We start from the raw sequence: 25,938 nt of genomic DNA on the forward strand, positions 1-25,938 counted from the left end.
GATTATCGCTATTCTCTTACTAATTGCAAGCAATTTAGTCCGAAGAACTCAACTCAACTCAGCTCAACTATCTCAAAATCATGAGTAACCTCGGCAGATTGCTCAAGCATTTTAGACACAGAACAGTATTTTTCTGACGACAGATTAACGGCTCGCGCTACTTTCGCTTCATTTAATCCCCGGCCCTTCACCACATAGTGCACATGAATTTTAGTATAGACCTTTGGAATAGTTTCAGCGCGTTCCGCACTAACCTCAACATGGCAATCGACTACGGCTTGATTGCTTTTTTTCAACATCATAATCACATCTACCGCCGTACAACCACCCAGGCCTAACAGCACCATTTCCATCGGGCGCGGCCCAAGATTTTGTCCGCCTATATCTGGCGGCCCATCCATCACCACCGCATGTCCTGATGAGGTCTGTCCTACAAAACACAGGTTATCTAACCATTTCACTGTCGCAATCTTTTGCATATCCCAACTCCTAAAATAACCAGGCCTGGTGGTTATTTGGCTTACCAGGCCTGGTGGTTATTTCATTTATTTAAATAGGTTTTGCAGTGCTTTACCTGGTTCAGTGGCGCGCATAAATGCCTCGCCCACCAAAAAACTATTGACTTGATGCTGACGCATTAATGCCACATCTTGCGCTGACAAAATACCACTTTCCGTCACCACTATGCGATCAGCCGGAATCTGCCCAAGTAAATCCAAAGTGGTTTGCAAACTGACTTCAAAGGTATGTAAATTGCGATTATTAATCCCAATCAATGGCAAAGCAATCGTAAGCGCACGGCTTAACTCGTCGCCATCATGCACCTCAATCAACACATCCATGCCTAAGGACTGAGCAAGCTCAGCGAGCTGCGCCATTAAGTCATCATCGAGAGACGCGGCGATCAATAAAATACAATCCGCTCCCATCGCCCGTGCCTGATAAACCTGATAGGGGTCGATAATGAAGTCTTTACGAATCACTGGCAAGGCTGTCGCGGCTCTGGCTTGCTTAAGATAGTCGATCGAGCCTTGGAAATAATCCACATCGGTTAATACCGACAAACAAGCAGCACCATGGCGCTCATAGGATTGAGCAATCGCGAAAGGATCAAACGGATCACGCAACACACCTTTGCTAGGTGAAGCTTTTTTAATTTCCGCAATCACCGCCGATTGACCGGCCGCTAGCCTGGCTTGCATCGCTTTGACAAAACCACGTGGCGCATCAGCCAGCGCGGCTTGTGCTTTAATTTCATCAAGCGACACCTGCTTAATCGCCTCGGCAATTTCTTCGCGCTTGCGTTGATTAATTTGATTGAGAATAGTGGGCGTCGTCATTAAATGGCCTGCGTAAACTGAATAAATTCATCAAATTTTTTAGATGCCAGCCCCTTCGCCACTGTTTGACGCGCAAGCATCACCCCGGCGGCATAATTATCAACCAGGCCTGCTACATAGAGCGCGGCACCGGCATTCAAACAGATAATATCGCGCGCGCCACCATCACTGTTATGCAGCGCAGCACGAATAAGGTTTAAGCTTTCCAATGATGAGTTGACTACCAAGTCTTGCAGACTTGGGTGATCTAAATCATAGTCCTGTGGATTCAGCGTCCACTGAGTGATTGCGCCCTCTTTTAGCTCGGCCACATGGGTTAGGCTAGAAACCGAAATTTCATCCAAACCATCTTCAGCATGAACCACCATCACATGTTTGGAGCCGAGTTTTTGCAGCACCTGCGCAAAGGGCAGCAACAAGGCTTTATCATAAACACCAAGCACTTGATAAGGCGCATTAGCAGGATTGGTTAAGGGACCCAGTAGATTAAAAATTGTTCTGACACCCAGGTCTTTGCGCGCACTAATCACATGCTTCATCGCGCCATGATGCGCTGGCGCAAACATAAAACCAACACCAACCTGCTCAACGCAAGCCGCCACCTGATTTGCGGTCAAATTTAGATTCACCCCCGCTGCTTCCAATAAATCAGCACTGCCAGATTTACTCGACACAGACCGGTTGCCATGCTTCGCCACCTTTGCACCGGCGGCGGCAGCGACAAACGCTGTTGCGGTAGAAACATTAAAAATATTCGCACCATCACCGCCAGTTCCACAGGTATCAACCAGATGATCCACCCCATAAAGTTCAACTTTCGTTGACAACTGTCGCATGACTTGGGCGGCGGCGCTGATTTCTTCAATCGTCTCGCCCTTCATACGCAAGCCAATCAGTAATGCGCCAATTTGGGCATCCGTTGCTTGACCAGACATCAGCTGGGTCATCACGGACTGCATGTCGGTTTCGGATAAATCTTGGCGGGCTAAAAGCTGGTTTAAGGCCTGGGATAATTCCATCTGAGTCTCGCTTTGTTTAATCAGTTAAGTCTGTGCCCACCTTAAACAGCAGACTGCTCAAGAAAGTTCTGTAGCATCTTATGACCCTGTTCGGTCAGAATCGATTCGGGATGAAATTGCACGCCCTCAATCGGCAAGGTTTTATGACGCACCCCCATAATCTCATCGATTTCACCCGCTGCATTCTGTGTCCAAGCGGTCACTTCTAGACACTCAGGCAGGCTTGACTGCTCAATCACCAACGAATGATAACGCGTGGTTTCGACCGGATTAGGCAGGTTGGCAAACACCCCCAAACTATGGTGAAAAACCGGCGAGGTCTTACCGTGCATTACTTGCTTGGCGCGAATAATATGACCACCAAATGCCTGCCCAATCGACTGGTGACCCAAACACACGCCAAGAATCGGTAATTTTCCGGCAAAATGATGAATCGCTTCAATCGAAATACCGGCTTCATTTGGCGTACAAGGCCCAGGGGAAATCACCAGATAATCTGGCTTTAACGCAGCAATCTGCTCCAGCCTAATCTGGTCATTGCGATAAACCAACACCTCTTGACCTAATTCACCAAAATACTGCACCAAGTTATAGGTAAATGAATCATAGTTATCAATCATTAATAACATTACACAGGTTCCTTAATTCGAGGTCGAATGATCGGCACGCATGCCTTGACTGACAAACTGCGCCGCGCGGAAAATCGCGCGTCCCTTATTCATGGTTTCGTCCCACTCGCTTTGTGCCACAGAGTCAGCGACAATTCCTGCCCCAGCCTGCACAAATAGCCTGCCGTTTTTAATCACGGCGGTGCGTATCGCAATCGCCGTGTCCATATTGCCATGCCAGCCAATATAACCGACCGCGCCCGCATAGGCGCCACGCTTAACCGGCTCTAGTTCATCAATGATTTCCATCGCACGAATTTTTGGCGCACCTGAAACGGTACCGGCTGGAAACGTGGCTCGCAAGACTTCGAGCGGCGTTAGACCCGCTTGCAACTGGCCATCAACATTCGACACAATATGCATCACATGCGAATAACGCTCAACAATCATTTTTTCAGTCAACTTCACCGACCCCACCTGCGCGACACGGCCCACATCATTTCGCCCAAGGTCAATCAGCATCAAATGTTCAGCCAACTCTTTTGGGTCGGCCAGCAAATCTTGCTCTAACGCTAAATCCTTTTGCGCATCGGTTCCACGACGACGCGTACCGGCAATCGGCCGCACCGTCACCAAACCATCCTCCAAACGAACCAAAATCTCCGGCGAGGAGCCAACAATTTGCACCTCATCCAAGTCTAGGTAAAACATATAGGGTGATGGGTTAAGGTAACGAAGCGCACGGTACAAATCCAGCGACGGCTGATTAAAGTCCAGCGACATTTGTTGTGACAAAACCACCTGCATCGCATCGCCCGCCAGAATATAGTCCTTGATCTGATCAACCGCCTGCTTAAAGGCCGCTTCACCAAAGCTTGATTCAAAATCCGCTTCACTCGGAATCACAGGCGCCACTTGGCTGGTTGATTTTTCAAGCGGTTGGTTGAGCTGGTCTAATAAGTCACTGATACGTTGCTGGGCTTTTTGATAGGCTTGGCTGTCCGACAAATCCGCTTGAATAATAATATGCACCTGACCGCTGAGATTATCAAACACCACCAATTCTTTGGATACCATCAACAGAATATCCGGCGCACCAATATCATCACGCGAGGGCGCAGATTCACTTAATCGTGGCTCGACATAGCGAATGGTATCATAACCAAAATAGCCGACTAACCCCCCACAAAATTTTGGCAGGCTTTGATCTTCCAGTACGCTAAACTGTGCTTGATAAGCTTCAATCCACGCCAGCGGATCACTGGCGACTTGATGTTCCACCAGTGCGCCCTGTTTATAGAGCTTGATATGCTGACCTTCGACGCGTAATTGGGTATCGCAAGGTAAGCCAATAATCGAATAGCGCCCCCACTTATCGCCCCCCTGCACCGATTCAAACAAATAGCAATAGGGTTGATTGGCCAACTTGCAATAAACCGACAAGGGCGTTTCAAAGTCCGCCAACAGGGTACGCATCACGGGCGCATGGCTATAACCCTGCTGAGCTAACTGATCAAAATGGGATTGACTCATGGTTTGTTTCGCTTCAATTTAAATCGCTTCTAAGTAATTCGCTAACTCGCTCATCGAGTCCATCACAACATCTGGCTGATAATCACGAATATCTTCGCCGTGGTTATAGCCATAGGTCATGCAGAAAATATGAAAACCAGCGGCACGCGCGGCCTTGACATCACTTTTCGAATCACCAATCATCAGCGCATTGTCCGGGCTAACCTTCATCAACTCGGCGGCATGAAGCAGCGGCATCGGATGCGGTTTTTTTTCCGCACAGGTATCGCCACTGACCACAAATTCAAAATAGTCATGCAAGCCCTTGTCTTTGAGCAAAGGCAAGGTAAAGGCTTCGGCCTTATTGGTCACGCAGCTCAAACGATAGCCTTGCGCCAACATCCACTCCAACCCCTCAACCACGCCGTCATAAACACAACTTCGCTGTGAGTAATTGTCGGTATAAAGCGCAAGAAAAATAGGATAGGCCCTGGCAAATAAGTCATCATCCGGTTCGCCCTCCACCGCATTGATCAAAGCACGACGCACCAAACGCTCAACCCCATTGCCCACCCAATTACGCACAGCGGCTTCACCACGCAAGGGCATAGCCAGCTGCGCCATCATTTGATCAACGCAATAAGCCAAATCCGGCACACTATCAACAAGTGTACCGTCCAAATCAATCAGCACCAGGCCTGGTTTAATTTTGCTTGTCATTGTCATTAAATTACGCTTTCGCTAATTCTTCACGCATTTGCTTGATAATCGTGTCATAACGATTGGCATCTGACGCGCTGACTTTACCAAAAATACCTGAGCCTGAAACAAAGGTATCACAGCCTGCAGCGGCAACTTCCGCGATGTTTTCCGCTTTTACGCCACCGTCAATTTCTAAACGAATATCACGACCGCTCGCATCAATTAGCTGACGCGCTGCACGCAATTTGTCCAAAGCGTGAGCAATAAATGCCTGACCACCAAAGCCTGGGTTCACTGACATAATCAAAATCATGTCAATTTTATCCATCACGTGCTCAAGGTAGCTCAACGAGGTCGCTGGGTTAAAGACCAGCCCTGCTTTACAGCCCGCGCCTTTAATCAACTGCAAGCTGCGGTCGATATGCTCTGAGGCCTCAGGGTGGAACGTAATATAGTCAGCACCCGCATTCGCGAAATCGCCAATCACCCGATCAACAGGCTTAACCATTAAATGCACATCAATCGGTGCAGTTAAGCCTTCACGTACCATATAGTTTTTCAACGACTCACACACCAACGGTCCAATCGTTAGGTTTGGAACATAATGGTTGTCCATTACGTCGAAGTGAACCACGTCCGCGCCAGCGTTTAACACGTCTTTAACATCTTTACCTAACTGCGCAAAATCCGCTGATAAAATTGAAGGGGCAATCCAGTTTTGTTGTTTAGCCATGGTTTTAATCCTTTGTATAAAATGATTGTTTCGCTGCATTTTACCAGCATCCGAATAAATTTCACCTAAAGCTTAGATAAAAACAATATAATGCGGCAAAAGCTAATGTTTAATTAAGGGGTCCACCATGAGTGTCCACCATACACCTGTTACACGAACCATTCGCCGAACGATTGGTGTTTTTGAAATTATTGGCTTAGTAATTATTGCGATTGCGACCGTTTATGCCGGCTATGCCGAAGTGATGCACATGGTTAGCAATGCTACAGTTACGCTTGGCGACCTGCTTTTATTATTTCTTTACCTTGAGGTTTTAGCGATGGTCGCTATTTATCTTGACTCAGGTAAACTCCCCATTCGTCTTCCACTCTATATTGCCATTATTGCAATGGCGCGTTATTTAATTTTGGAAATGAAAGAACTTACTGAGTGGCAAATGTTGGCTGTTGGTGTATCGATTATTCTGATCTCGCTGGCTATTCTGGCACTACGCTATGGCTCGCTGCGCTTCCCATCCGAAGACCGTCTAGGTCCGCGCTGGAAAGCACCCGAGGTATTAACACAAAGCAAATCAAACACATCTAAAAACTCAGAAAAACAAGGTACCGACCTATGAACGCACTGCACCAATCCAACTTAACCAGCTTAAAACTGATTAACCGCGGCAAGGTTCGTGACATTTATGACCTCGACGACCAGCACCTGCTGATTGTCACCACCGACCGCATTTCAGCATTTGATGTGATTTTACCCAACCCCATTCCAGGTAAAGGACGCATCCTGAGTGAAACGGCGCTGTTTTGGTTTAAGAAAACCGAAAACATTATCCCGAACCACATCGCCAAAAACATATCTTTGTCCGACTATCTGAGCACCGATGAATTAGCGCAATTAGAAGGACGCGGCATGGTGGTGCGTAAACTCAAACCCCTGCCGATTGAAGCGATTGTGCGCGGTTATTTAGCGGGTTCGGGCTGGGAAGAATACCAACAAAGCCAAAGCGTGTGCGGCATTAAACTCCAACCAGGCCTGGTTAATGCCCAACAACTTCCAGAGCCTATTTTTACGCCATCGAGCAAAGCCGACGTTGGCGATCATGACATTAATATCAGTTTTAATGAAATGGTTAAACTGCTAGGTCAGGACAAAGCAGAGAAGGTACGCGATTACAGCCTAGCGCTATATAAACAAGCGGCTGAATTTGCGCTTGAGCGCGGGATTATTATCGCTGACACCAAATTTGAATTTGGCGAAGATGAACAAGGCACGATTTACCTCATTGATGAAGCGCTAACGCCCGATAGTTCACGTTTTTGGCCAGCATCTAGCTATGTCGCGGGCAGCAATCCACCGAGTTTTGACAAACAGTACATTCGTGACTATTTAGAAACACTCAGCTGGAACAAAACCGCACCTGGCCCCGAACTACCGCAAGATGTGATTAACAAAACCCTAGAGAAGTACACCGAAGCCAAAGCGCGCCTAACTGAAAACTAAAAATGGATAACACTTATTACAAGACAATCCAAATAAACCATTCAGGTGGTTTTTTTATTACTGGAACAGATACCGAAATTGGCAAAACTCATGTTAGCTGTGCCTTAGCGCTCGGCTTTCGTCAACAAGGACTTAGCGTTATCCCACGTAAACCTATTGCCTCAGGCTGTGTTTGGCAGGGTACAAGGCTTGTGTCAGAAGATGCCTTGCAACTCCAACAGGCCAGCCAGTCAAACGAACCCCTTAAAACCATTTGCCCCTACCAATTTGAACAGGCCATTTCGCCCGCACGCGCGATTAAAAACGCTGGGCAATCAATCGATATTCATGACTTAATTAAAGCCTGCAACTCAACTCAACCAGGCCTGGTTCTTGTTGAAGGCGCAGGTGGGTTTTTATCACCGATTGCCAGAAACGGCCTCAATGCCGACCTAGCGCAACAACTTGGCTACCCGGTTATTTTAGTTGTCGGCAACCGACTTGGCTGTATTAACCACGCGCTCCTCACTATTGAAGCAATTAAGGCACGCAACCTCAGTTTGCACAGCGTTATCGTGAATGATTTAACCGCAGATTCAAACAATGAAAACCTAGAGGATATACGCGCGCTTTGCCAGGTTCCGGTTATTCATTCAGCCTTCTCACCCAAGCATTCCAAGCCCTTATTTGTGCTATAAACGCGGAGCTACAACAAAAAAATGCCAATAATAACCAGCACTACACCATAAATCGCAAGCATCCAGGCATGCGCTTTAAACCAAGCAACAACCGTCCGACCGATTTCGGCGGGCGTGTACTGTACAAATGAAATCACCACCATCACCAACGCCGCAACCAACAAGGCTGCAGGCACAATAAGCAAAAGTTGATAGAGTGTCATCGTCCCTCCTGATCAAGTTGAGTTAACAGGCTTTCTAACCAGGCCTGGTTAACCGCAGGCCGACCTGCCAATTGGGCTGCTTGCTGCCATAACGCTGGATTAGAGGCCGCTGTTAATTGAATTAACTGGGTCTTAAGTCGACCAACCGCTTTGGGGTTTTCCAACACAAACTGAGAAACCGCTTGCCAGTCGTCGTCGTCCTCGATCGCAATATATGCCGCCAACAAACTATGTAACTCAGGCCAAGCATGCAAAAAATCAATGTGTTCTTGCCATTCCATTCACTGTGCCTTATTTATCAGGTTGTGGAAAAGCCGTTAATACATAAAAGTCACCACCTCGACGAACCAGCACCACTCGCACCACAGCGTTATCTGGCACATACTGCGCTTCCAATCGTTGCTCAAACTGCTGGCGAGTCAGCGCACGACCATGCGTTGGCACTCGGGCAAAAAACGCTTGACGCGCTAAATCGCCACGCCACCAATCCGCTACCTCTTTACGCTGCATATTAAGCACCGCATTAACCGAAGCCTCGGCCACTTCATAGCTGCTAAACGTAGATACGATGTTTAAACGCAGGTTACTTTGCAAACGTTCGGCAAGATAATTGTCGTCCTTAGCCACATGTCGAGCAAGGGTATGGCCTCCTGCCGCTTCATGCTCCTGAAGATTAACCTGTATCGGCTGGCGCACATCCCCTAGGCCGCTACTATCGGGTTTAGGCGCACAGCCAGTTAAACCAACTAAGACGACACCCAGCCAAATTACAACCCTACTCAACGATTTTTTCACAACTTAACCCTTCAACCACCCTAATTAATATTTATCAATACCGCTTGGACTATTTGCCAAACGCCCATCAACATCACCGTAACACCCGCAAAGCGCTTTACCCATGGATTTCTTGCCCAACGAGTGAAATAAAATGCAAACACGCCCATGAGCAACAAATTAGGCAAGGTACCCAAACCAAATGCCAACATAACCAGCGCACCTTGGCTCATTGAGGCGGCGCTAAAGGCCATAATCAACACACTATACACCAAACCACAGGGTAACCAGCCCCACACCATGCCATACAACCAGGCCTGGGGTAATGTTCTAACAGGCGTTAACTTTTGAGTGTAAGGCTGCAACTTTTTCCATAGCCCTCCGCCTAGTTTTTCAACCACCACCACGCCCGTCCACCAGCCTGCCAAATATAAACCCAGCGCTATCATAAACAAACCTGCAAACACTTGGAGCACCTGCTGAAAAGGCAAGAATGGCACCAAACTACTTAGCGAGGCGGCCAATAAACCAATCAGTGCGCCAACAAGGACATAGCTGCTAATACGACCCAAATTATAAGCCAACTGATAGGGCAACATACGCCAGTGACTCAATTGATGCTGAGGCGATAAGCTAAATGTCAAGGTACCCACCACCCCGCCACACATTCCCAAGCAATGCACGCCACCCAATAAACCAACCACAAAGGCAGTCAAGAGCATCGATTCTAACATTACTTAAACCCCTGACGTTCAAGGTTACGATAACCTAAGGCTTCGGCTAAGTGGCCATGAGCAACCTCAGTCTGATTGGCCATATCCGCCAACGTACGAGCGAGGCGCAAAATTTTATGATACGAACGGGCAGACAGGTTTAAACGCGTAATGCCTTGTTTTAAGAAGTCTTGAGACGCACTGGCTAAAGGCACAAACGCCTCTAATTGTGCCACGGTTAAGTCTGCATTTAAGCAACCTTGGCGCGCCATCTGCCGCTCTCGCGTTTGGGTCACACGCTCACGTACCTGATCAGATGTTTCACTATTGGGATCAGCCGGGGCGGTTAATTGTTCAACCTCAACCGCAGGCACTTGTAGATGCAGATCAATGCGATCTAAAATAGGACCCGAAATCTTACGCTGATAACGCGCAATTTGATCAGGTGTATCGGTACAACGGGGATCATCAGCAAAAAAACCACTCGGTGTTGGGTTAAATGCCGCCACAAATAACGCATCACAAGGATAAACAACTTGCTGCTTAACGCGGGCAATGTTCACCTTTTTACTCTCTAAAGGCTCTCGTAAAGCCTCCAGAACATCGCGTTTAAACTCCGGCAACTCATCCATAAACAAAACATTTCGGTGCGCCAGAGTTAACGCGCCAGGTTTAGGGTTTTGCCCACCCCCAATCAAGGCCGCGGCAGAGGAGGAATGGTGAGGTTCTTTTAAAAAACGTTGGAAAAATTGCGCTGCAATTAATGGCTCCCCTGCAATAGAGCGTAAAGCAGCACTTTCAATTGCTTCCTGCTCGTTCATCGGGGGCAAAAGTGTAACCAAGCGCTGTGCTAACATGCTTTTTCCTGCACCTGGTGGCCCAACCATTAACAAGGAATGCTGACCACTCGCTGCGACTTCTAACGCCCGTTTAGCTTGTGATTGCCCGCGAACATCTGCTAAATCAACAGGATAGTTTAATTCAGATACCTGGCGACTAGGCGGCCTTGTGAGCGGTGTTTGCTGAATCAGGTAATGACATACCTCCAACAAGTAATTAGCACCAAAAACCTGTGCATCCGCCAACAAAGAGGCCTCAACCAGGCCTGGTTGTGGAACAATCGCAATATGCTGTTGCGCTTTGACCTTAATCAGTGCAGGCAACAAACCCGCAACACTGCGCAACTCCCCATTCAAACCCAACTCCCCATAAAACTCATGGCCCTCTAAGGCTTTTGCGGGTAACTGATTCGTCGCCACCAGCACCGCCAGCGCAATAGCAAGGTCAAACCGGCTGCCCGCTTTAGGCAAGTCCGCTGGCGCAAGGTTAATCGTAATGCGCTTTGGCGGTAACTCAAACCCACTATTTAACAATGCGCTTCGAACCCTATCCTTGCTTTCTTTAACCGCAGTTTCTGGCAACCCCACAATCGACAAGCTGGGCAAGCCATTAGAAGCATGCACCTCAACCTTTACTAATGGGGCATCCATACCGACAAGGGCACGGCTATGTACACACGCAAAACTCACGTTAGTTCACCTTATTGTCCGTTTCCCAATCACTCAAGCGTTTCTCCAAGGCATCGAGTTTTGCGCGTGTTTTAGCTAACACAGCCGCTTGAGTATCAAACTCCTCGCGAGTAACAACATCCATGTCTTGTAGCGCACGCGCCAGCGTGGCTTTAATCTGTGATTTTAACGCCTCAGGTGCCTGACCCATTTCTGCGGGTATAATATCTAAAACTTTACGCGCTAAACCTTCTAGTTGCTGTGGATTAAACATACGCTAGCTCCTACGTTTTGATTTAAATAAATACAATTATACGGGGTCACGCCGCAAAGCTGGGCAATAATTTCAGTCAACTCAGTGGATTAACCATGCTAAAATTTTAATAACACTTTTGAGAGCGCCCATTCCATGAACATGCAACCTGATACCTTTGAAAAAGCACAAAAGATTTTTAAGCACATCACTGATATCTTCGAAGAAAAGCAGATCAACCCCAGCCCAATCAATTATCTTGTCTGGTACAGCTACTTTAAAGGAGATAAGCCCAAACTCCGTCAAGAATTGGACTTAATCCTTCAAGACCCTTTTGGCTACAATGATCGTGCTGGCAGACGTCTCTATGCAGAACACCTAGATGATGATCAGGAGCAATCCGATTTAGACAAACTGTTTAAACGTTTGCTTGATGCCATGATGAAAAAACTAACCGCCTGGACAAACAAGCTAGAAAGTAGCACCGAACAATTCGACAAATACACTAAAGACTTATCAAACAACACACTCAACCAGGACGAATTAAAAAGCCTTACCCACTCAATGATTAACACCACCGCACAAATGCGCGACCATAATCAGACGTTTCAGCAAGAACTCATGACTGCATTGACTGAAATCCAACGACTCAAACGACAACTATTAGAAGCTAGGGCTGAAAGCATGCAGGATGAGCTAACCCAGCTGGGTAATCGCAAAGCGTTTAATCTTGCGATCGAGGAACTAACCACCCAGGAGCCTGCCAGCTCTTTGTTTTTAATTATGACAGATATCGATCACTTTAAAAGCTTCAATGACCGTTTTGGCCACCTGGTCGGTGATAGTGTTTTGCGTTATCTAGCCAATATTTTAAGAAAAGAACAAAAACCCAACCTCACCAATTACCGTTATGGTGGTGAAGAGTTTGCCATCTTGATTAAAGATACCGATCTGGAGCAGGTTAAAAACCATGCCGAAACATTGAGACAGGATCTACAAAAAGTTCACCTCAAACGCAAAGACACAGGTGAGGTTTTGCCTGATATTACTGCGTCTTTTGGCATAGCGCAATATCGTCAATATGAACCTATTGACGACTTTATCAAACGTGCAGATGATATGCTCTACCGTGCTAAACAACAAGGTCGAAACTGTATTGTTAGTGAGTTTGATGACTCACTTAAGCAGGAGTAACTGACACAAAGCCTCACCCTATTACTCTAACGGCAAGGTATTTGCAGGCGCTTTAACAACACGCGTATCTGCGCCTAGACGCCTTAACGCATTACGCTGCTGATTTAACGCTAATCGATCGGTAAACGGCCCCAGCATCATCCGATAAAAACGACCATTCTGGGTATCTATTGGCGAAATCAACATTTGTCGGGCTTCAGTAGATAAACGTCTCTGCTCCCGCTGCGCTTGAGCCAAATCACGAAACGAACCGGCTTGAATCCACATGGGTTCAGGCAAAACAATAGGCAAAGGCTCAACATCAACCACCACCTCCATTTGAGGAAGCTCCGTATAAAAACTGTAGTTTAACGCGGGCGCTTCCACCGATTTAGCATCTAGGCCTACAGGCAACCCCTTTGGCAATGGCTCAACCACAGCTGGCTTTAACGGCTCAAGTTTCTTATCCGCCACCTGTGGCTGATAAACCTCACTCGCCTGAGACGATTCGCTAGCGCGCTGCTGAAACTGCTGAATAAAATGGCTGATAATTAAAAACGCGGTCACTAAGCTTAAAAAAAACAAACCTATCTTGCCGGTAAACGGCAGCTTACGCCGCTCACGGGTTTCTTGCTCAGCCAACATTTGTTGCGAACGACGCTGAAACTCAAACTTGGGCGCTGGCCCATGCCGAAGGTCACGCGCCATTACATGGACTCTGGCGCACTTACGCCAATGATCGCCAAGCCGTTTTTAAGCACCTGCCCAACAGCACTAATCAGAACCAAACGCGCATTACGTAAGGCATCCTCTTCAACGATAAACTGCGAAGCGTTATAGTAGCTATGTAAACCATGCGCCAACTCTTTTAAATAATACGCAATTTGATGAGGTTCACGCGCAAGAGCTGCACGACTTACTAACTCAGGGAACTGGGCAATTTTTGAAGCCAAATCGGTTTCATGCGTTTCGACCAACAAGTCTAGGCTAGCCAAGCCTTGTGACAAGTCAAGTTGATAACCTTTAGGTTCTAATTGGTTCATTACATTACAAATACGTGCATGGGCATACTGAATATAATAAACGGGGTTTTCATTTGACTTCGACTTAGCTAAATCCAAATCAAAATCCATATGTTGCTCAGATTTTCGGGCTACATAAAAAAAGCGCGCCGCATCTGAACCCACCTCTTCACGCAACTCGCGTAACGTTACAAACTCCCCGCTTCGCGTTGACATTTGAGCACGTTCACCGCCGCGATATAAAATAGCAAACTGGACTAGCTGAACTTCCAGTGCATCCGGATTGGTGTCCATCGCCTGCATCGCCGCCTTTACACGAGAGATATAGCCATGATGATCCGCACCCCAAATATCAATTAGGGTTTCATAACCCCTTTCTAACTTGTTAAAGTGGTAGGCAATATCTGAAGCAAAATAGGTTTTCAAGCCATTCTCTCGAACAACCACGCGGTCTTTTTCATCACCATAATCGGTTGAGCGGAACCACAGCGCCCCATTAAGTTCGTAGACTTTGCCGGATTTTTGCAACTTTTCCAATGCTGCATCAACCACCCCCGTATGCATTAATGATCGTTCAGAAAACCAATTATCAAACGTAACGCCAAATCCAGCTAAATCTTCTTCAATATCGGTCAAAATATCCCTCAAGACCAAACCAAAAACCAGCTCATAATCGGTTGCACCCAACAACGCCTTGGCGCGCGCAATTAAATCATCAACATGCTGCTCTTTGTCGCCCCCCTGCTCGCCTTCATCCGCCCTAATACCGGCAAAGACTTCAAAAACAGGCTTACGCAAACCATCACCGCGCTGATCAAAAAGCTGACGCGAAATGGCATAAATATAATCTCCCTTATAACCATTACTGGGGAAAGCAAAGGTTTCACCACAAATTTCCAAATAACGTAACCAAACAGACGTCGCCAAAATATCCATTTGACGGCCTGCATCATTAACATAGTATTCGCGTGTTACATCAAAACCAGCAAAAGCCAAGAGGTTAGCTAAACTTGCGCCATAAGCCGCACCGCGACCATGTCCCACATGCAGCGGCCCGGTTGGGTTTGCTGAAACAAATTCGACCAAGACTGAGCGCCCTTGCCCAACCGACGTCTGACCAAAACAGGCTTGCTGCTCTAGCACCGTCTTCACAACACCAAACTTAGCCTCATCAGCGACAAAGAAATTAATAAAACCCGGCCCTGCCATTTCAACCTTTGTAATCACCGAGTCCTGAGGGAGTAATGCGATCATTTTTGCGGCTAAATCACGCGGAGCCATAGCAGCTGGCTTGGCAAGCATCATCGCCAAATTGGTCGCAAAATCACCATGCGCTTTATCTTTGGTGGCATCAACCTGCACACGAACGACCTGCTCTGTGGGAATCACGCCCTGATTCTTTAGCTGATCAATGACATCAATTAAAACTTGGTTTAATTTGGTTTTCATACGAATCTCGTCTGACTAAATAAATTGGTCGCTATTTTAACTTAAAACCACCAGGCCTGGTGGTTTTGAATACCTTAGCGGCCGGAGGTTAATATTTATTTCACCGCTGTCTTTTTAGCGGGCGCTTTCTTTTTAACCGTTTTTTTAGCGACTGGCTTTTTAGCAGCGGCGCGGCCACGTTTTTTCGGCGGCGGTGCTTCGGCGAGGCGTTTTTGACATTCTTCTAGCGTTAAGTCCATCGGGTCTTCAGCTTTGGCTATTTTAGCAATCACTTTGGTGCTGGTATCGGTGATATAAGGACCCCAACGACCGTTTAACACCTTGATATCCGTGCCAGCAAAGCTGCGCACGATTTTATCGGCATCGGCTTGAACCTTGGCTTCGACCATCATCACCGCTTCATCGAGCGTAATGCTCAAGGGGTCATAGCCCTTAATCGGCGCAAACAGTTTTTCACCATACTCCAAATAAGGACCAAACGGCCCTTGCTTAGCAATCAACACCTGACCTTGCTTAACACCGAACACCGAACCGTCCGCCGCTGTAGCCATAAAATCTTCAGGCATTTCACCAAGCGTGCGCGGCAGTTTAAACAGCTCCAAGGCCTCTTCAAGTTTAATCGTGTCCATCTTCTGCCCAGGCGTAAGACTGGCAAAGGTCGGTTTGTCATCTTCTTCGCCCTCCCCCAGCTGTACAAACGGACCAAAACGACCAATTTTAACCAGCAGGGGTTTGCCTGTTTTCGGGTCAGTACCTAGCAAACGTGACTGGCCTGCTTGTTCACGCGACAAGGTTTCAGCATCCTCAACCTTTGGGTGGAATTTAGTATAAAAGTCACCCAACATTTGTTGCCAGGCCTGGTTGCCCTCGGCAATCTGGTCAAACTCCTGCTCCACTTTGGCGGTAAACTGATAATCTAGCACTTCACCAAAGTTTTTGACCAAAAAGTCATTCACCACCCCAGCAATATCGGTGGGGAAGAGCTTGTTTTTTTCGCTACCCGCCATTTCACTCAGGGTTTCAGCACTTACTTGACCGTCTTTGAGCGTTAATTGGCGCACATCACGCGGCGTACCTTCCCGGTCTTCTTTTACCACATAGCCACGCTGTTGAATGGTATCAATGGTCGGCGCATAGGTGGACGGACGCCCAATACCCATTTCTTCAAGCGTACGCACGAGGCTGGCTTCGTTATAACGGGCGGGTGGGCGACTAAAACTTTGCTTGGCTTGCATTTCAAACAGACTCAGCCCCTGACCGACCTGCATCGCAGGTAGCAACACATCGTCATCTTTGCTGCCATCAAGGTTATACACCTTAAGAAAGCCTTCAAATGTGACCATTTCACCTTTGGCAATTAGGTTTTCGTTCGACATCGAACTGATTCCCACAGTTACAGTGGTGCGCAACAGCTCTGCATCCGCCATTTGTGATGCCATAGTGCGTCGCCAAATCAGTTGATATAAACGTTGCTCATTGCGTTCACCGCCCACATCACGCACCGAAAAATCGGTCGGACGTATTGCTTCATGCGCCTCTTGAGCATCGGCTTTTTTAGTTTTATAACGCCGTGGATGGCTAAATTTCGCACCAAAGTCTTTAGTCACCACCGACTTGGCTTGATCAATAGCGGTTTCTGACAAGTTCACCGAGTCAGTACGCATATAAGTGATCTTACCGGATTCATACAATCGCTGGGCAATGACCATGGTTTGCTTGACTGAAAAACCCAGTTTTTGTGAGGCTTCTTGCTGTAGGGTTGAGGTGGTAAATGGGGCCTTGGGTGAGCGTTTAGCCGGTTTTTGCTCTAAATCAACAACACTTAAGTCGGCCGCTAGCAACGCATTAAGATAATCTTGTGCCTGTTGCTCTGTTTCAAAACCGGCATTACGTTTGACGCTAAAGGCTTCACCCAACTCACCCTGCTCGTTAATCGGCTGTAACAGACCTTGAATTTTAAAACTAGCCTGTGCATTAAACGCATCAACCTCTCGTTCACGTTCAACAATCAAACGAACCGCCACCGACTGCACTCGTCCAGCGGACAAGCCAGTGCGGATTTTCTTCCATAACACGGGTGAAAGCTCAAAACCAACCACACGGTCCAAAATACGGCGTGCTTGCTGGGCATCGACCAGGTTTAAATCGATCGTACGCGGCTGGGCTACCGCCTGAGTAATCGCGTTTTTTGTGATTTCATGAAACACAATCCGTTTGGTGGTTTTAACATCTAGCTTGAGGGCTTGGGCTAAATGCCAAGCAATCGCTTCCCCTTCGCGGTCCTCGTCCGTCGCCAACCATACGGCCTCGGCTTCTTTGGCCAGCTTGCGCAGCTCGGTTACGGTTTTCTTTTTGTCCGGTGAAATTTCATAGCTGGGCGTAAAGCCATTGGCAATATCAATCCCCATGCCTTTTTTGCTGAGATCACGAATGTGACCAAAACTCGAACGCACGGTAAAGTCTTTGCCTAAATATTGTTCAATCGTTTTTGCCTTTGCAGGCGACTCGACAATCACCAAGTTTTTCATAAATACCTTAACTAGATTTTAATGGATTTGTTGTTTGCTTTTTTCTAGGGTGCATAATTTCTTGGTATTTTGCAAATACTGTTTGCAGATTTTGCATTAAATTATTTTAAACGCTGCCATCTGGCGGCTGATAAGGGTTCAACCAAGCCCTCAATTTCAAGCATCATCATTTGCGCCTGCACCTCAGAAGCGGGAAGTTTACTTAACACCACCAACTCATCAAGGCCAATCGGCTCAAACTCGATTAAATCAAGCAGAGGATGGCGATTTTCCTCAAAATTCTTATCTTCGAGCTGAGTTTGATCGGCTGAATTTTTGAGCTGATGCTGAACAGACGCCTGCTGCTCTGCCTGTAAACTAAACGCAATTAAAGGCGCAAGCTCTTCTAAAATATCCTGTGCGGTTTCGACTAACTTTGCACCTTGTTTAATCAGCTGATGACAGCCTTTAGCGAGTGAATTATTGATTGAACCGGGAATCGCAAACACCTCACGGCCTTGCTCCATCGCTTGGCGTGCGGTAATCAACGAACCACTTTTCAGTGCCGCCTCTACCACCAAGGTTCCGGTTGCCATGCCGCTGATAATACGGTTACGGCGTGGAAAGTTCTGTGCCAAGGGGCGGGTTTGCAGAGGATACTCCGATACGATCGCCCCCTGCTCGGCAATATCACGCGCGAGCTTTTGGTTCGCCGCTGGATAAATACGATCAATGCCGGTACCGATCACCGCCAGCGTTTTGCCAATGCCTTGCAAACCGCCGCGATGAGCTGCGCCATCAATGCCATGCGCCAACCCACTGGTTATGGCTAAACCGATATTAGACAAGTAGCGACTGAACTCTTGCGCAATGATTAGCCCTTGACGTGACGCATGTCTACTGCCCACCACTGCAAGCTGCGGCGCCCCAAGCAAACTCAAGTCACCACGAACATATAATAAAATAGGTGGATCAGCAACTTCACGCAATAAAGCGGGATAAGCCGCATCATCGAGCGTAATAATGTGATGATTTGGCTGCTGTGCCCAATCCAATGCCCTCTCAACCAACCCAGGGTCTTGCTTGAATACGCCATTCACCAACTTGTCGCCAAAACGTTCAACTTGCAACCAATCAGCAGGCTTGGCGGTCAGCGCACTGGCTAAATCACCGAAATGCTGCTGCAATCGGGCAAGTTGTTTGGCGCTTAAAAACGCATGGTGCAAACGCAACCAATCGCTTAAGCAGGGCTTATCGGCAATTTGCTTCATAATTCGCTATAATGTAGGGACTAAAATCTCAAGTATAAACCTTAAAAGACAAACTTAAAAGACGATACCTCTATGCAAACACTTGATCTTGTCCTGTTCCCTAACCAAGGACTGCGCGAAATCTGCGCTCCTGTAACCGAAATGACCGATGAATTGGATCGGTTAATTGATGATATGTTTTACACCATGTACGATGCACCGGGCATTGGTTTGGCAGCACCGCAAATTGCCGTACAGCAACGCGTGATTGTGATGGATGTATCGGAAAAAAAAGACCAGCCGATTGCGCTAATTAACCCTAAAATAGTGCGCACTGCAGGGCAAATCACTTGGGAAGAAGGCTGTCTATCCTTGCCCGATATTTATGCCAAGGTAGACCGACCGAGTGATATTCTGGTACGCGGCATGAACCGTGATGGCAAGCAAATTGAAATGGAAGCCAGTGATCTACTCGCGATTTGCATTCAACATGAAATTGACCATCTAAATGGCAAGCTGTTCGTTGATCATTTATCACCCTTAAAACGAACACGATTACTACAAAAATTTAAAAAACTGCAAGCTGAAAAAGCGGAGCGTTAAGATGAGTTATCGGATTATATTTGCCGGCACACCCGAGTTTTCGGTTGCGCCGTTACAAGCCCTGCTTGATTCAGAGCATCAGGTCATCGCGGTTTACACCCAACCCGACCGCCCAGCGGGGCGTGGTCGTAAATTGACCGCTAGCCCAGTCAAGCAATTGGCGCTGGCCAACGAGATTCCGGTTTTTCAGCCAGAAAGCCTGAAAACACCCAAAGCCCAAGCCGAGTTTGCCGCACTGAATGCCGATATCATGGTGGTGGTGGCGTATGGCTTGATTTTACCCCAAGCGGTACTCGACACCCCCAAACTGGGTTGTTTGAATATTCATGCTTCCTTGTTACCGCGATGGCGGGGTGCGGCGCCGATTCAACGGGCGATTGAAGCCGGTGATGCTGAAACTGGGATTACCATTATGCAAATGGATGCCGGGCTTGACACTGGCGCGATGCTACTCAAAACCTATTGCCCCATTACCCCTGCTGACACAGCGCAAACCTTACATGACCAGCTAGCCTCTCAGGGCGCTCAAGCGATTGTTGACACGCTCAATCAACTCGAACAACTGCAAGCAGAACCCCAAGATAACCACCAGGCCTGCTATGCGGCTAAGCTGTCAAAAGCTGAAGCCAAAATAGATTGGTCACAATCAGCGGCCGCGATCCAACGCCGCATTCAAGCCTTTAATCCTTGGCCGATGGCATTTTGTGAGTTTGACGCTCAGCCCTTGCGCATTCTTGCCGCCCAAGCCCTTGAGGGTCCTAAGCATGACAAGGTGGGTGAGGTCATTTTGCTTGAAAAATCGGGGATATATGTCAGCTGCGCTCAAGGTTTATTGCGCATCACCCAAGTTCAGCCCGCTGGCAAAAAACCCATGTGCGCCTATGATTTTGCCTTATCTCGCCACCTAGTGGGCCAGGTATTAAAATGAGCCAACAATCCGCTGCCAATCCTCGTATGGTCGCGCTTAAAGGCTTGCTGGCGGTGGTTAAACAAGGTCAATCCTTGAGTCGGGCTTTAGCGTTTGCCAATCTCCCTGAGCGCCGGGATCGTGCGTTTGTGCAGCACTTAGTGTTTGGCTGCTTACGTTGGTATGATCGCTTGGTGGCGATTCGCGCTTTATTGATTAGCAAGCCGCTGAAAGCTAAGGACGAAGACATCAACCTGTTGGTGCTCATGGCGCTTTACCAAATCCTGTATATGGACACCGCCGAACATGCCGCGGTATCTGAAACCGTCAATCTCAGTCAAAAACTAAAAAAGCCCTGGGCGCGTGGACTGCTCAATGGCGTATTGCGTGAATTTTTACGCGAGCGAGCGGCTTTGCTCGCTAAATTACCTAACAGCCTTGAAATACAAACCGCCCACCCAAGCTGGCTGATAAAGCAGCTTCAACACGCCTATCCACAACAGATTGAGCAACTCCTAAACCAAAACAACCAACCCGCTCCGCTCTGCTTGCGGGTGAATGAGCGGGTGCAAAGCCGCGAAACCCTCCTCGCTAAGCTCGATGAAGCAGGCGTTGAAGCCCAAGCTCACCCACTCAGCCCGGTCGGGATTCAATTGGCTCAGCCCCTCGACATCACCCAGCTGCCGAGTTTTGAGGAAGGCGGTTTTAGTGTGCAAGATATCGCCGCACAACAAGCTGCGCTGATTCTACAGCCACAAGCGGGGATGCGGATTTTAGATGCTTGCGCCGCCCCAGGTGGAAAAACGGCGCATTTATTAGAGGCCTGCGACAACCAGGTCGGGTTGTTAGCGCTAGAAAAAGAGCCTGATCGCCTGGCGCGTTTGCAACAAAATCTGCAACGCTTGCAACTCGACGCCCAAACACAGGTGGCCGATGCGGGTGAATTAGCCAGCTGGTGGGATGGCGAATTATTCGATCAAATCCTACTCGATGCCCCCTGCTCCGCGACCGGCATTATCCGCCGCCATCCTGACATTAAACGCCATCGTCGGCCGGATGATATTGCCAGTCTCGCCCAAACCCAGGCCTGGTTACTGGATCAGCTTTGGCAAACACTCAAGCCCGGCGGCCAATTGCTCTATGCCACCTGCTCAGTGTTACCACAAGAAAATAGCGAACAGGTCGCGGCATTTTTGGCCCGCACCCCCGATGCACTGCATCAAGCGCTCGCGGTAGACTGGGGAATCGGCGAGATCGGGCGTCAAATCCTGCCTGGCGAACAGGAGATGGATGGCTTTTATTACGCATTAATACAAAAGCGTCCAACAAAACCATGAAAATCACCTGGTTAGGTTTTATGCTATTGTTAATGCCCTACCAGGCCTGGTCAACGTCGGAACACCCCTCGCTTAGCCATAGCATTGTCGGACAACAACTCGTGATGCACGGACAAATTGAGGTGGCTCTTCCCGAAGAAGTCCGCCAAGCGATTGAACATGAAATCCCGATTAGGTTTAAAACACACATCCAACTCAACCAACGCAATCAATTTCTATTTTTTCGAACTCGCAGCCAGGTGTTAGATATAACCTATAGTACCGAGTTAAGCTACTCCCACTTTTATAAACGCTATACGCTACACAATCTACGCAATCAAAATCGCTTGCATTTTCTAAGCCTTGAGGATGCGCTGCACACCTTGGGACGTTTTGAAGATTTCTCACTGGTTGATGTCAACCATCTTCATGCTGGCTTACACTATACTCTTCAAGTAAAAATAGACTTAGACTGGCTTAAACTTCCCGCACCGCTGATTAGCCACGCCTTATTTAACCAGTCCTGGTTCTATAGCACAGGCTGGTTAGAGCAGAAAATACTATTTGGAACAGGCCGATGAAAAAGTTAAAAATCAATTTTTTTAATAGTTACGGCTGGTTATTTATCACAACAGGTTTACTGCTTGCTGCATTACTGGTGATGAGCCAGATTATCCAACGCGCACCGGAATTAGTTAACTACTATATTGGGCTGCTCGTATTTAGCTTTAGTGGTATTTTCCTGTTACTAACGCTTCTTGTTGGTCAACTACTCGAACTCTATCGCCAATATCAACGTAAAACTTCAGGGATTAAAACAACGCTTAAAATTACGGGGAGCTTGATGCTACTTCTAAGTTTACCGATATTGATTTTGTTTTACTTTAGCTTAAGCGTTCTTCATCAAAGTGTGGATCAGTGGTTCGATGTACAAACCAAACAAGCCCTTGCCGATGCCAGCGCCCTGGTAAAAACCAATTTAGACTATGCAACCCGCGATCATTTAAATAAAACCCTGCAGGCCGAGCGTAGCATGCGCCCCCTCTTAACCCAAACGCCGGCTTTTTCGGTGAATGAACTGCGTAATCAACTCGAAGCTAAAGAGGTCGCACTTTACCAACCCAATGGCCAACTCGTTGCTTTTAGCCATGAATTTGGCACCGAAATACTTCCTAATCGCCCTGCTGAAAGTTTACTAAGGCAAGCACGCCAACGTTTGAACTATGCCGCGATTGAAGCTAGCGATGACGCTGAGCACGAAATTATTCGCGTGGTGATTGCGGTTATTGACCCGTTTTTAAACCAAGTCTACCCATTGCAAGTCATCTATAATCTACCCGAAAGCATCACTCGCTATGCCCACTCAGTACGCCTAGCTGAAAGCCAGTACAATGAACTCGAATACCTGCGCACGCCCCTTAAAACCAGTTTCACCCTTATTCTATCGCTGGTATTATTGTTGACCCTAGTAAGTAGTTTGCTATTTATTATTCAAGCGTCACAAAACCTCACACGCCCCATTCGCCGCCTCGCTCAAGGCACACAACGTGTTGCTCAAGGCGATTACACAACGCAAATGAGTGTGCACCGTAATGATGACTTTGGTGCGCTTATTCAATCCTTTAACGACATGATTAAACAAATCGGTAAAGCACGTAATGACATTAAAGTCAGTCACCAACAAACTGAAGTTCAACGCCTCTATTTTCAGGCGGTTATTCGCAATCTGACCAACGGGGTGATCACCCTTGATATGAACCATCGCATTCGCACGGCTAATGATAAAGCAGGCGAAATTTTGGGCCTAGACTTACACCAATACAGTGGAGAGCGCTTTAGTGACTTGACCACAAGCCAATCAAACCCGCACTTACAGCCTTTTTTTGACGCCTTAATGCCACGTTTTGAAAAAGCCAGTGGCAACAAGGACACCAAACCCTGGAGCCTACAACTAACACTGAACACCACCGATCACCAAAAAATAATTCTTATTCATGGCTCAACGCTACCGAGCATAGATCAAAAAATTGGCGGGTTCGTTATTGTGCTGGATGACATTACTGAGCTAGTACAAGCCCAGCTTCATGCAGCATGGAGTGATGTGGCCAGACGCTTGGCCCATGAAATTAAAAATCCGCTCACGCCTATCCAACTCAGTGCCGAGCGCCTAGAATACAAACTGATCAACAAGCTTGAACCACAGGATGCCAACCTACTGAGTCGGATGACTCAAACCATCGTCGAACAGGTCTCCAGTATGCAAAACCTAGTGGATGCGTTTATCGACTTTGCACACACACCGGAGCTTGAACGAGAAAAGATAAACCTCAACCAACTCCTTCGTGCCGTGGTAAACCTCTATCAACCACCGAATGAAGAAGGTAAAATTACACTAAATCTTGATCCAAACTGTCCTGCTGTTTTTGTAGACAGCCATCGCATGCGCCAGCTATTTCATAATCTGATTAAAAATGCGCTTGAAGCCACAGTAGAGATTGAGCGTCCGCGAATAGTGATTGAAACCCAGTGTCAAAACCTAGTTGACACGATTAGGATTAAAATTCAGGACAATGGCAAAGGGATTTCAGAACAAGCCTTAAACTGGATTTTCGAACCCTATGCGACCGACAAACCCAAAGGGTCAGGACTTGGATTGGCTATAGTAAAAAAAATCATTGAAGAGCATAAAGGACAAATTGAAATAGAGAGCCAACCCGAACAAGGCGCTTGTTTTATAATTAAACTGCCGGTAGGCTCACAACCCACAATCGATTAATCAGTCACTGGACACTTTCCATGCATAATAACGGACAAACCAAACTATTGATTGTTGATGATGAAAAAGATATCCGCAGTCTAATGGAAGAAATTTTTATCGAGGAAGGCTATAAAGTAAGCCTTGCTGCCAACGGAATTCAAGCAAGACAAGCCTGGCGTGATCAAGTACCTGATTTAATTTTTCTAGACATCTGGATGCCTGACATTGATGGCTTGTCGTTGCTAAAAGAAATGCAGGCTGAACAACTACTCGACCATACCAGCGTAATAATGATGTCGGGTCACGGAACCATTCAAACAGCGATTGAGGCGACACGCTATGGGGCTTACGATTTTATGGAAAAACCCCTGTCACTCGCCAAACTCATCCTTGTGGCTGAGCGCGCCTTAGAGCATAATCGCTTGCAACACGAAAACCGTCAACTCAAAGTCCAACAACCAGGCCTGGTGATGCCGATTGGCAATAGCAAGCTTATGCGTCAGCAGCGTGATAATATCGAACGCCTTGCTAAATACACCATGCCGATCCTTTTGCTGGGTGAAACCGGCAGTGGAAAAGCATTTTTTGCTCAAGCCTTGCACCAAATGAGCCCACGCAAACTTCAGCCTCTAACCGCTATGTCAGCTGAAAAGCTCAACCTTGAGCTAGATGATTGGCTTGGAAGCTCGATCCAAGATAAAAACATGGTGGGTAACATTGAGCAAGCTAAGGGCGGAACCCTGGTGATTAGTCATGTTGAAAAACTCTCGCCCGACAGCCAGGCCTGCTTAGCAGATTTAATTTTCCATCAAGCTTATCGTCGCCAAGGCTCAGAAAAACTTCACCCGATTGACCTACGTATTGTATGTAGCACTCAAGCTGACCTCGAACAAGAAGTCAATGAAGGACGCTTTAGAGAGGATGTGTTCAAACGCCTCAATGTTATGCCTTTAATAATGCCCTCCCTGCGCCAACACAATGAGGATCTACCGGATCTAGTCTACTTTTTTGTTGATCAATTTGTGCAACATGATGGCCTAACGCGTCGTGCCTTTTCTAGTGATGCGCTTGTCCAACTCAAACAATATAGTTGGCCTGGTAATTTACGTGAGCTCAAAAACCTGATCCAGCGTTTGTTAATTTTAGGTAAAACACCAGAGGTAAGCGAAGACGAAATAACCCTCGCACTTAACCAAACATTCCATCAATTTTTTAGCAGCGCGAACATTGACACATCAACTGACCTCAAAACTGCTAAAGAACGTTTTGAAGCCACTTATTTAAAACAGCTATTGCGCGAGACTTCAGGCAACGTATCCGAAGCCGCCAAGCGCTCTGGCGTTGAACGCACCCACCTCTATCGCAAACTCAAAGCATTAGAGATAGATCCAAAAGATCCGATTTAAGGAAAATA

27 protein-coding genes are annotated in these 25,938 nt (G+C 47.3%); 10 read left to right on the forward strand and 17 right to left on the reverse strand.

Annotation, left to right across the window (positions count from 1 at the left end):
* Positions 1–53: 53 nt before the first annotated feature.
* From P8S55_RS03105 to rpe, 7 genes are all read right to left on the reverse strand, one after another.
* Positions 54–479, reverse strand: coding sequence for an OsmC family protein (locus P8S55_RS03105; protein WP_289224822.1), 426 nt, complete (start codon positions 477–479; stop codon positions 54–56).
* A gap of 66 nt (positions 480–545) precedes the next feature.
* Positions 546–1,340 (reverse strand): indole-3-glycerol phosphate synthase TrpC, encoded by a 795-nt coding sequence (gene trpC, locus P8S55_RS03110; protein WP_289224823.1) that lies wholly within the window; start codon positions 1,338–1,340, stop codon positions 546–548.
* Complete coding sequence (trpD, locus tag P8S55_RS03115) at positions 1,340–2,359, reverse strand: anthranilate phosphoribosyltransferase (RefSeq protein WP_289224824.1); 1,020 nt, start codon at positions 2,357–2,359, stop codon at positions 1,340–1,342. Before trpD ends, trpC begins: the two co-directional genes overlap by 1 nt.
* 41 nt (positions 2,360–2,400) lie before the next feature.
* The gene (locus tag P8S55_RS03120; RefSeq protein WP_289224825.1) at positions 2,401–2,988 is read right to left on the reverse strand and encodes an aminodeoxychorismate/anthranilate synthase component II; all 588 of its coding nucleotides are present in this window, start codon (positions 2,986–2,988) and stop codon (positions 2,401–2,403) included.
* 12 nt (positions 2,989–3,000) lie between these two features.
* Positions 3,001–4,500, reverse strand: a complete 1,500-nt coding sequence (gene trpE, locus P8S55_RS03125) for an anthranilate synthase component I (protein ID WP_289224826.1) — start codon at positions 4,498–4,500, stop codon at positions 3,001–3,003.
* An 18-nt stretch (positions 4,501–4,518) separates the two neighbouring features.
* Entirely contained in the window at positions 4,519–5,199 is a 681-nt protein-coding gene (locus tag P8S55_RS03130; protein ID WP_289225302.1) for a phosphoglycolate phosphatase, read from the reverse strand.
* Positions 5,200–5,209: 10 nt separating this feature from the next.
* Complete coding sequence (gene rpe, locus P8S55_RS03135) at positions 5,210–5,914, reverse strand: ribulose-phosphate 3-epimerase (RefSeq protein WP_289224827.1); 705 nt, start codon at positions 5,912–5,914, stop codon at positions 5,210–5,212.
* Between the two features lie 127 nt (positions 5,915–6,041).
* Here rpe and P8S55_RS03140 point away from each other — a divergent pair, with 127 nt between their 5' ends.
* The 3 genes from P8S55_RS03140 to bioD are packed head-to-tail and all read left to right on the forward strand — an operon-like array spanning position 6,042 to position 8,088.
* Complete coding sequence (locus P8S55_RS03140) at positions 6,042–6,530, forward strand: phosphate-starvation-inducible protein PsiE (protein WP_289224828.1); 489 nt, start codon at positions 6,042–6,044, stop codon at positions 6,528–6,530.
* Entirely contained in the window at positions 6,527–7,411 is an 885-nt protein-coding gene (locus P8S55_RS03145) for a phosphoribosylaminoimidazolesuccinocarboxamide synthase (RefSeq protein ID WP_289224829.1), read from the forward strand. The genes P8S55_RS03140 and P8S55_RS03145 overlap by 4 nt, the downstream gene beginning before the upstream one ends.
* 2 nt (positions 7,412–7,413) lie before the next feature.
* Entirely contained in the window at positions 7,414–8,088 is a 675-nt protein-coding gene (gene bioD, locus P8S55_RS03150; RefSeq protein WP_289224830.1) for a dethiobiotin synthase, read from the forward strand.
* 8 nt (positions 8,089–8,096) lie between these two features.
* Here the strand turns inward: bioD and P8S55_RS03155 are convergent, their stop codons facing one another.
* The 6 genes from P8S55_RS03155 to P8S55_RS03180 are packed head-to-tail and all read right to left on the reverse strand — an operon-like array spanning position 8,097 to position 11,560.
* Complete coding sequence (locus P8S55_RS03155; protein WP_289224831.1) at positions 8,097–8,291, reverse strand: hypothetical protein; 195 nt, start codon at positions 8,289–8,291, stop codon at positions 8,097–8,099.
* The gene (locus P8S55_RS03160) at positions 8,288–8,572 is read right to left on the reverse strand and encodes a hypothetical protein (protein WP_289224832.1); all 285 of its coding nucleotides are present in this window, start codon (positions 8,570–8,572) and stop codon (positions 8,288–8,290) included. Before P8S55_RS03160 ends, P8S55_RS03155 begins: the two co-directional genes overlap by 4 nt.
* A gap of 10 nt (positions 8,573–8,582) precedes the next feature.
* Entirely contained in the window at positions 8,583–9,086 is a 504-nt protein-coding gene (locus tag P8S55_RS03165) for an RNase A-like domain-containing protein (protein WP_289224833.1), read from the reverse strand.
* 20 nt (positions 9,087–9,106) lie between these two features.
* The gene (locus P8S55_RS03170; protein ID WP_289224834.1) at positions 9,107–9,799 is read right to left on the reverse strand and encodes a sulfite exporter TauE/SafE family protein; all 693 of its coding nucleotides are present in this window, start codon (positions 9,797–9,799) and stop codon (positions 9,107–9,109) included.
* Positions 9,799–11,307: a YifB family Mg chelatase-like AAA ATPase gene (locus P8S55_RS03175; RefSeq protein ID WP_289224835.1), complete on the reverse strand. Its 1,509-nt coding sequence runs from the start codon at positions 11,305–11,307 to the stop codon at positions 9,799–9,801. The genes P8S55_RS03170 and P8S55_RS03175 overlap by 1 nt, the downstream gene beginning before the upstream one ends.
* Position 11,308: 1 nt before the next feature.
* Entirely contained in the window at positions 11,309–11,560 is a 252-nt protein-coding gene (locus tag P8S55_RS03180; RefSeq protein WP_289224836.1) for an accessory factor UbiK family protein, read from the reverse strand.
* Between the two features lie 135 nt (positions 11,561–11,695).
* On the opposite strand from P8S55_RS03180, the gene P8S55_RS03185 reads away from it, so the two are divergent.
* The gene (locus tag P8S55_RS03185) at positions 11,696–12,733 is read left to right on the forward strand and encodes a GGDEF domain-containing protein (RefSeq protein WP_289224837.1); all 1,038 of its coding nucleotides are present in this window, start codon (positions 11,696–11,698) and stop codon (positions 12,731–12,733) included.
* A gap of 21 nt (positions 12,734–12,754) precedes the next feature.
* Here P8S55_RS03185 and P8S55_RS03190 read toward each other — a convergent pair whose 3' ends face one another.
* The 4 genes from P8S55_RS03190 to dprA form a co-directional block, all read right to left on the reverse strand.
* On the reverse strand, positions 12,755–13,420 hold the full coding sequence (locus tag P8S55_RS03190) for an SPOR domain-containing protein (RefSeq protein ID WP_289224838.1): 666 nt from the start codon (positions 13,418–13,420) through the stop codon (positions 12,755–12,757).
* On the reverse strand, positions 13,420–15,183 hold the full coding sequence (gene argS / locus P8S55_RS03195; protein WP_289224839.1) for an arginine--tRNA ligase: 1,764 nt from the start codon (positions 15,181–15,183) through the stop codon (positions 13,420–13,422). The genes P8S55_RS03190 and argS overlap by 1 nt, the downstream gene beginning before the upstream one ends.
* 95 nt (positions 15,184–15,278) lie before the next feature.
* Positions 15,279–17,711 carry a type I DNA topoisomerase gene (gene topA, locus P8S55_RS03200; RefSeq protein WP_289224840.1) on the reverse strand — a complete coding sequence of 811 codons (2,433 nt, stop codon included), beginning with the start codon at positions 17,709–17,711 and terminating at the stop codon, positions 15,279–15,281.
* A gap of 101 nt (positions 17,712–17,812) precedes the next feature.
* Positions 17,813–18,961: a DNA-processing protein DprA gene (gene dprA, locus P8S55_RS03205; protein ID WP_289224841.1), complete on the reverse strand. Its 1,149-nt coding sequence runs from the start codon at positions 18,959–18,961 to the stop codon at positions 17,813–17,815.
* A gap of 72 nt (positions 18,962–19,033) precedes the next feature.
* Between dprA and def the strand changes: the two genes are divergently transcribed.
* The 6 genes from def to P8S55_RS03235 are packed head-to-tail and all read left to right on the forward strand — an operon-like array spanning position 19,034 to position 25,930.
* A complete protein-coding gene (def, locus tag P8S55_RS03210) occupies positions 19,034–19,543 on the forward strand; it encodes a peptide deformylase (RefSeq protein ID WP_289224842.1) in 510 nt (169 codons plus the stop codon).
* A 1-nt stretch (position 19,544) separates the two neighbouring features.
* Positions 19,545–20,471: a methionyl-tRNA formyltransferase gene (gene fmt, locus P8S55_RS03215; RefSeq protein WP_289224843.1), complete on the forward strand. Its 927-nt coding sequence runs from the start codon at positions 19,545–19,547 to the stop codon at positions 20,469–20,471.
* Positions 20,468–21,787 carry a 16S rRNA (cytosine(967)-C(5))-methyltransferase RsmB gene (rsmB, locus tag P8S55_RS03220; protein ID WP_289224844.1) on the forward strand — a complete coding sequence of 440 codons (1,320 nt, stop codon included), beginning with the start codon at positions 20,468–20,470 and terminating at the stop codon, positions 21,785–21,787. Before fmt ends, rsmB begins: the two co-directional genes overlap by 4 nt.
* Positions 21,784–22,347 carry a DUF4390 domain-containing protein gene (locus tag P8S55_RS03225; RefSeq protein WP_289224845.1) on the forward strand — a complete coding sequence of 188 codons (564 nt, stop codon included), beginning with the start codon at positions 21,784–21,786 and terminating at the stop codon, positions 22,345–22,347. Before rsmB ends, P8S55_RS03225 begins: the two co-directional genes overlap by 4 nt.
* On the forward strand, positions 22,344–24,542 hold the full coding sequence (locus P8S55_RS03230) for a sensor histidine kinase (RefSeq protein ID WP_289224846.1): 2,199 nt from the start codon (positions 22,344–22,346) through the stop codon (positions 24,540–24,542). Before P8S55_RS03225 ends, P8S55_RS03230 begins: the two co-directional genes overlap by 4 nt.
* Before the next feature lie 20 nt (positions 24,543–24,562).
* A complete protein-coding gene (locus P8S55_RS03235; RefSeq protein ID WP_289224847.1) occupies positions 24,563–25,930 on the forward strand; it encodes a sigma-54-dependent transcriptional regulator in 1,368 nt (455 codons plus the stop codon).
* Positions 25,931–25,938 lie beyond the last annotated feature (8 nt).

It is taken from the genome of Thiomicrospira sp. R3 (assembly GCF_029581415.1).
In the GTDB taxonomy this organism is placed as follows: Bacteria; Pseudomonadota; Gammaproteobacteria; order Thiomicrospirales; family Thiomicrospiraceae; genus Thiomicrospira.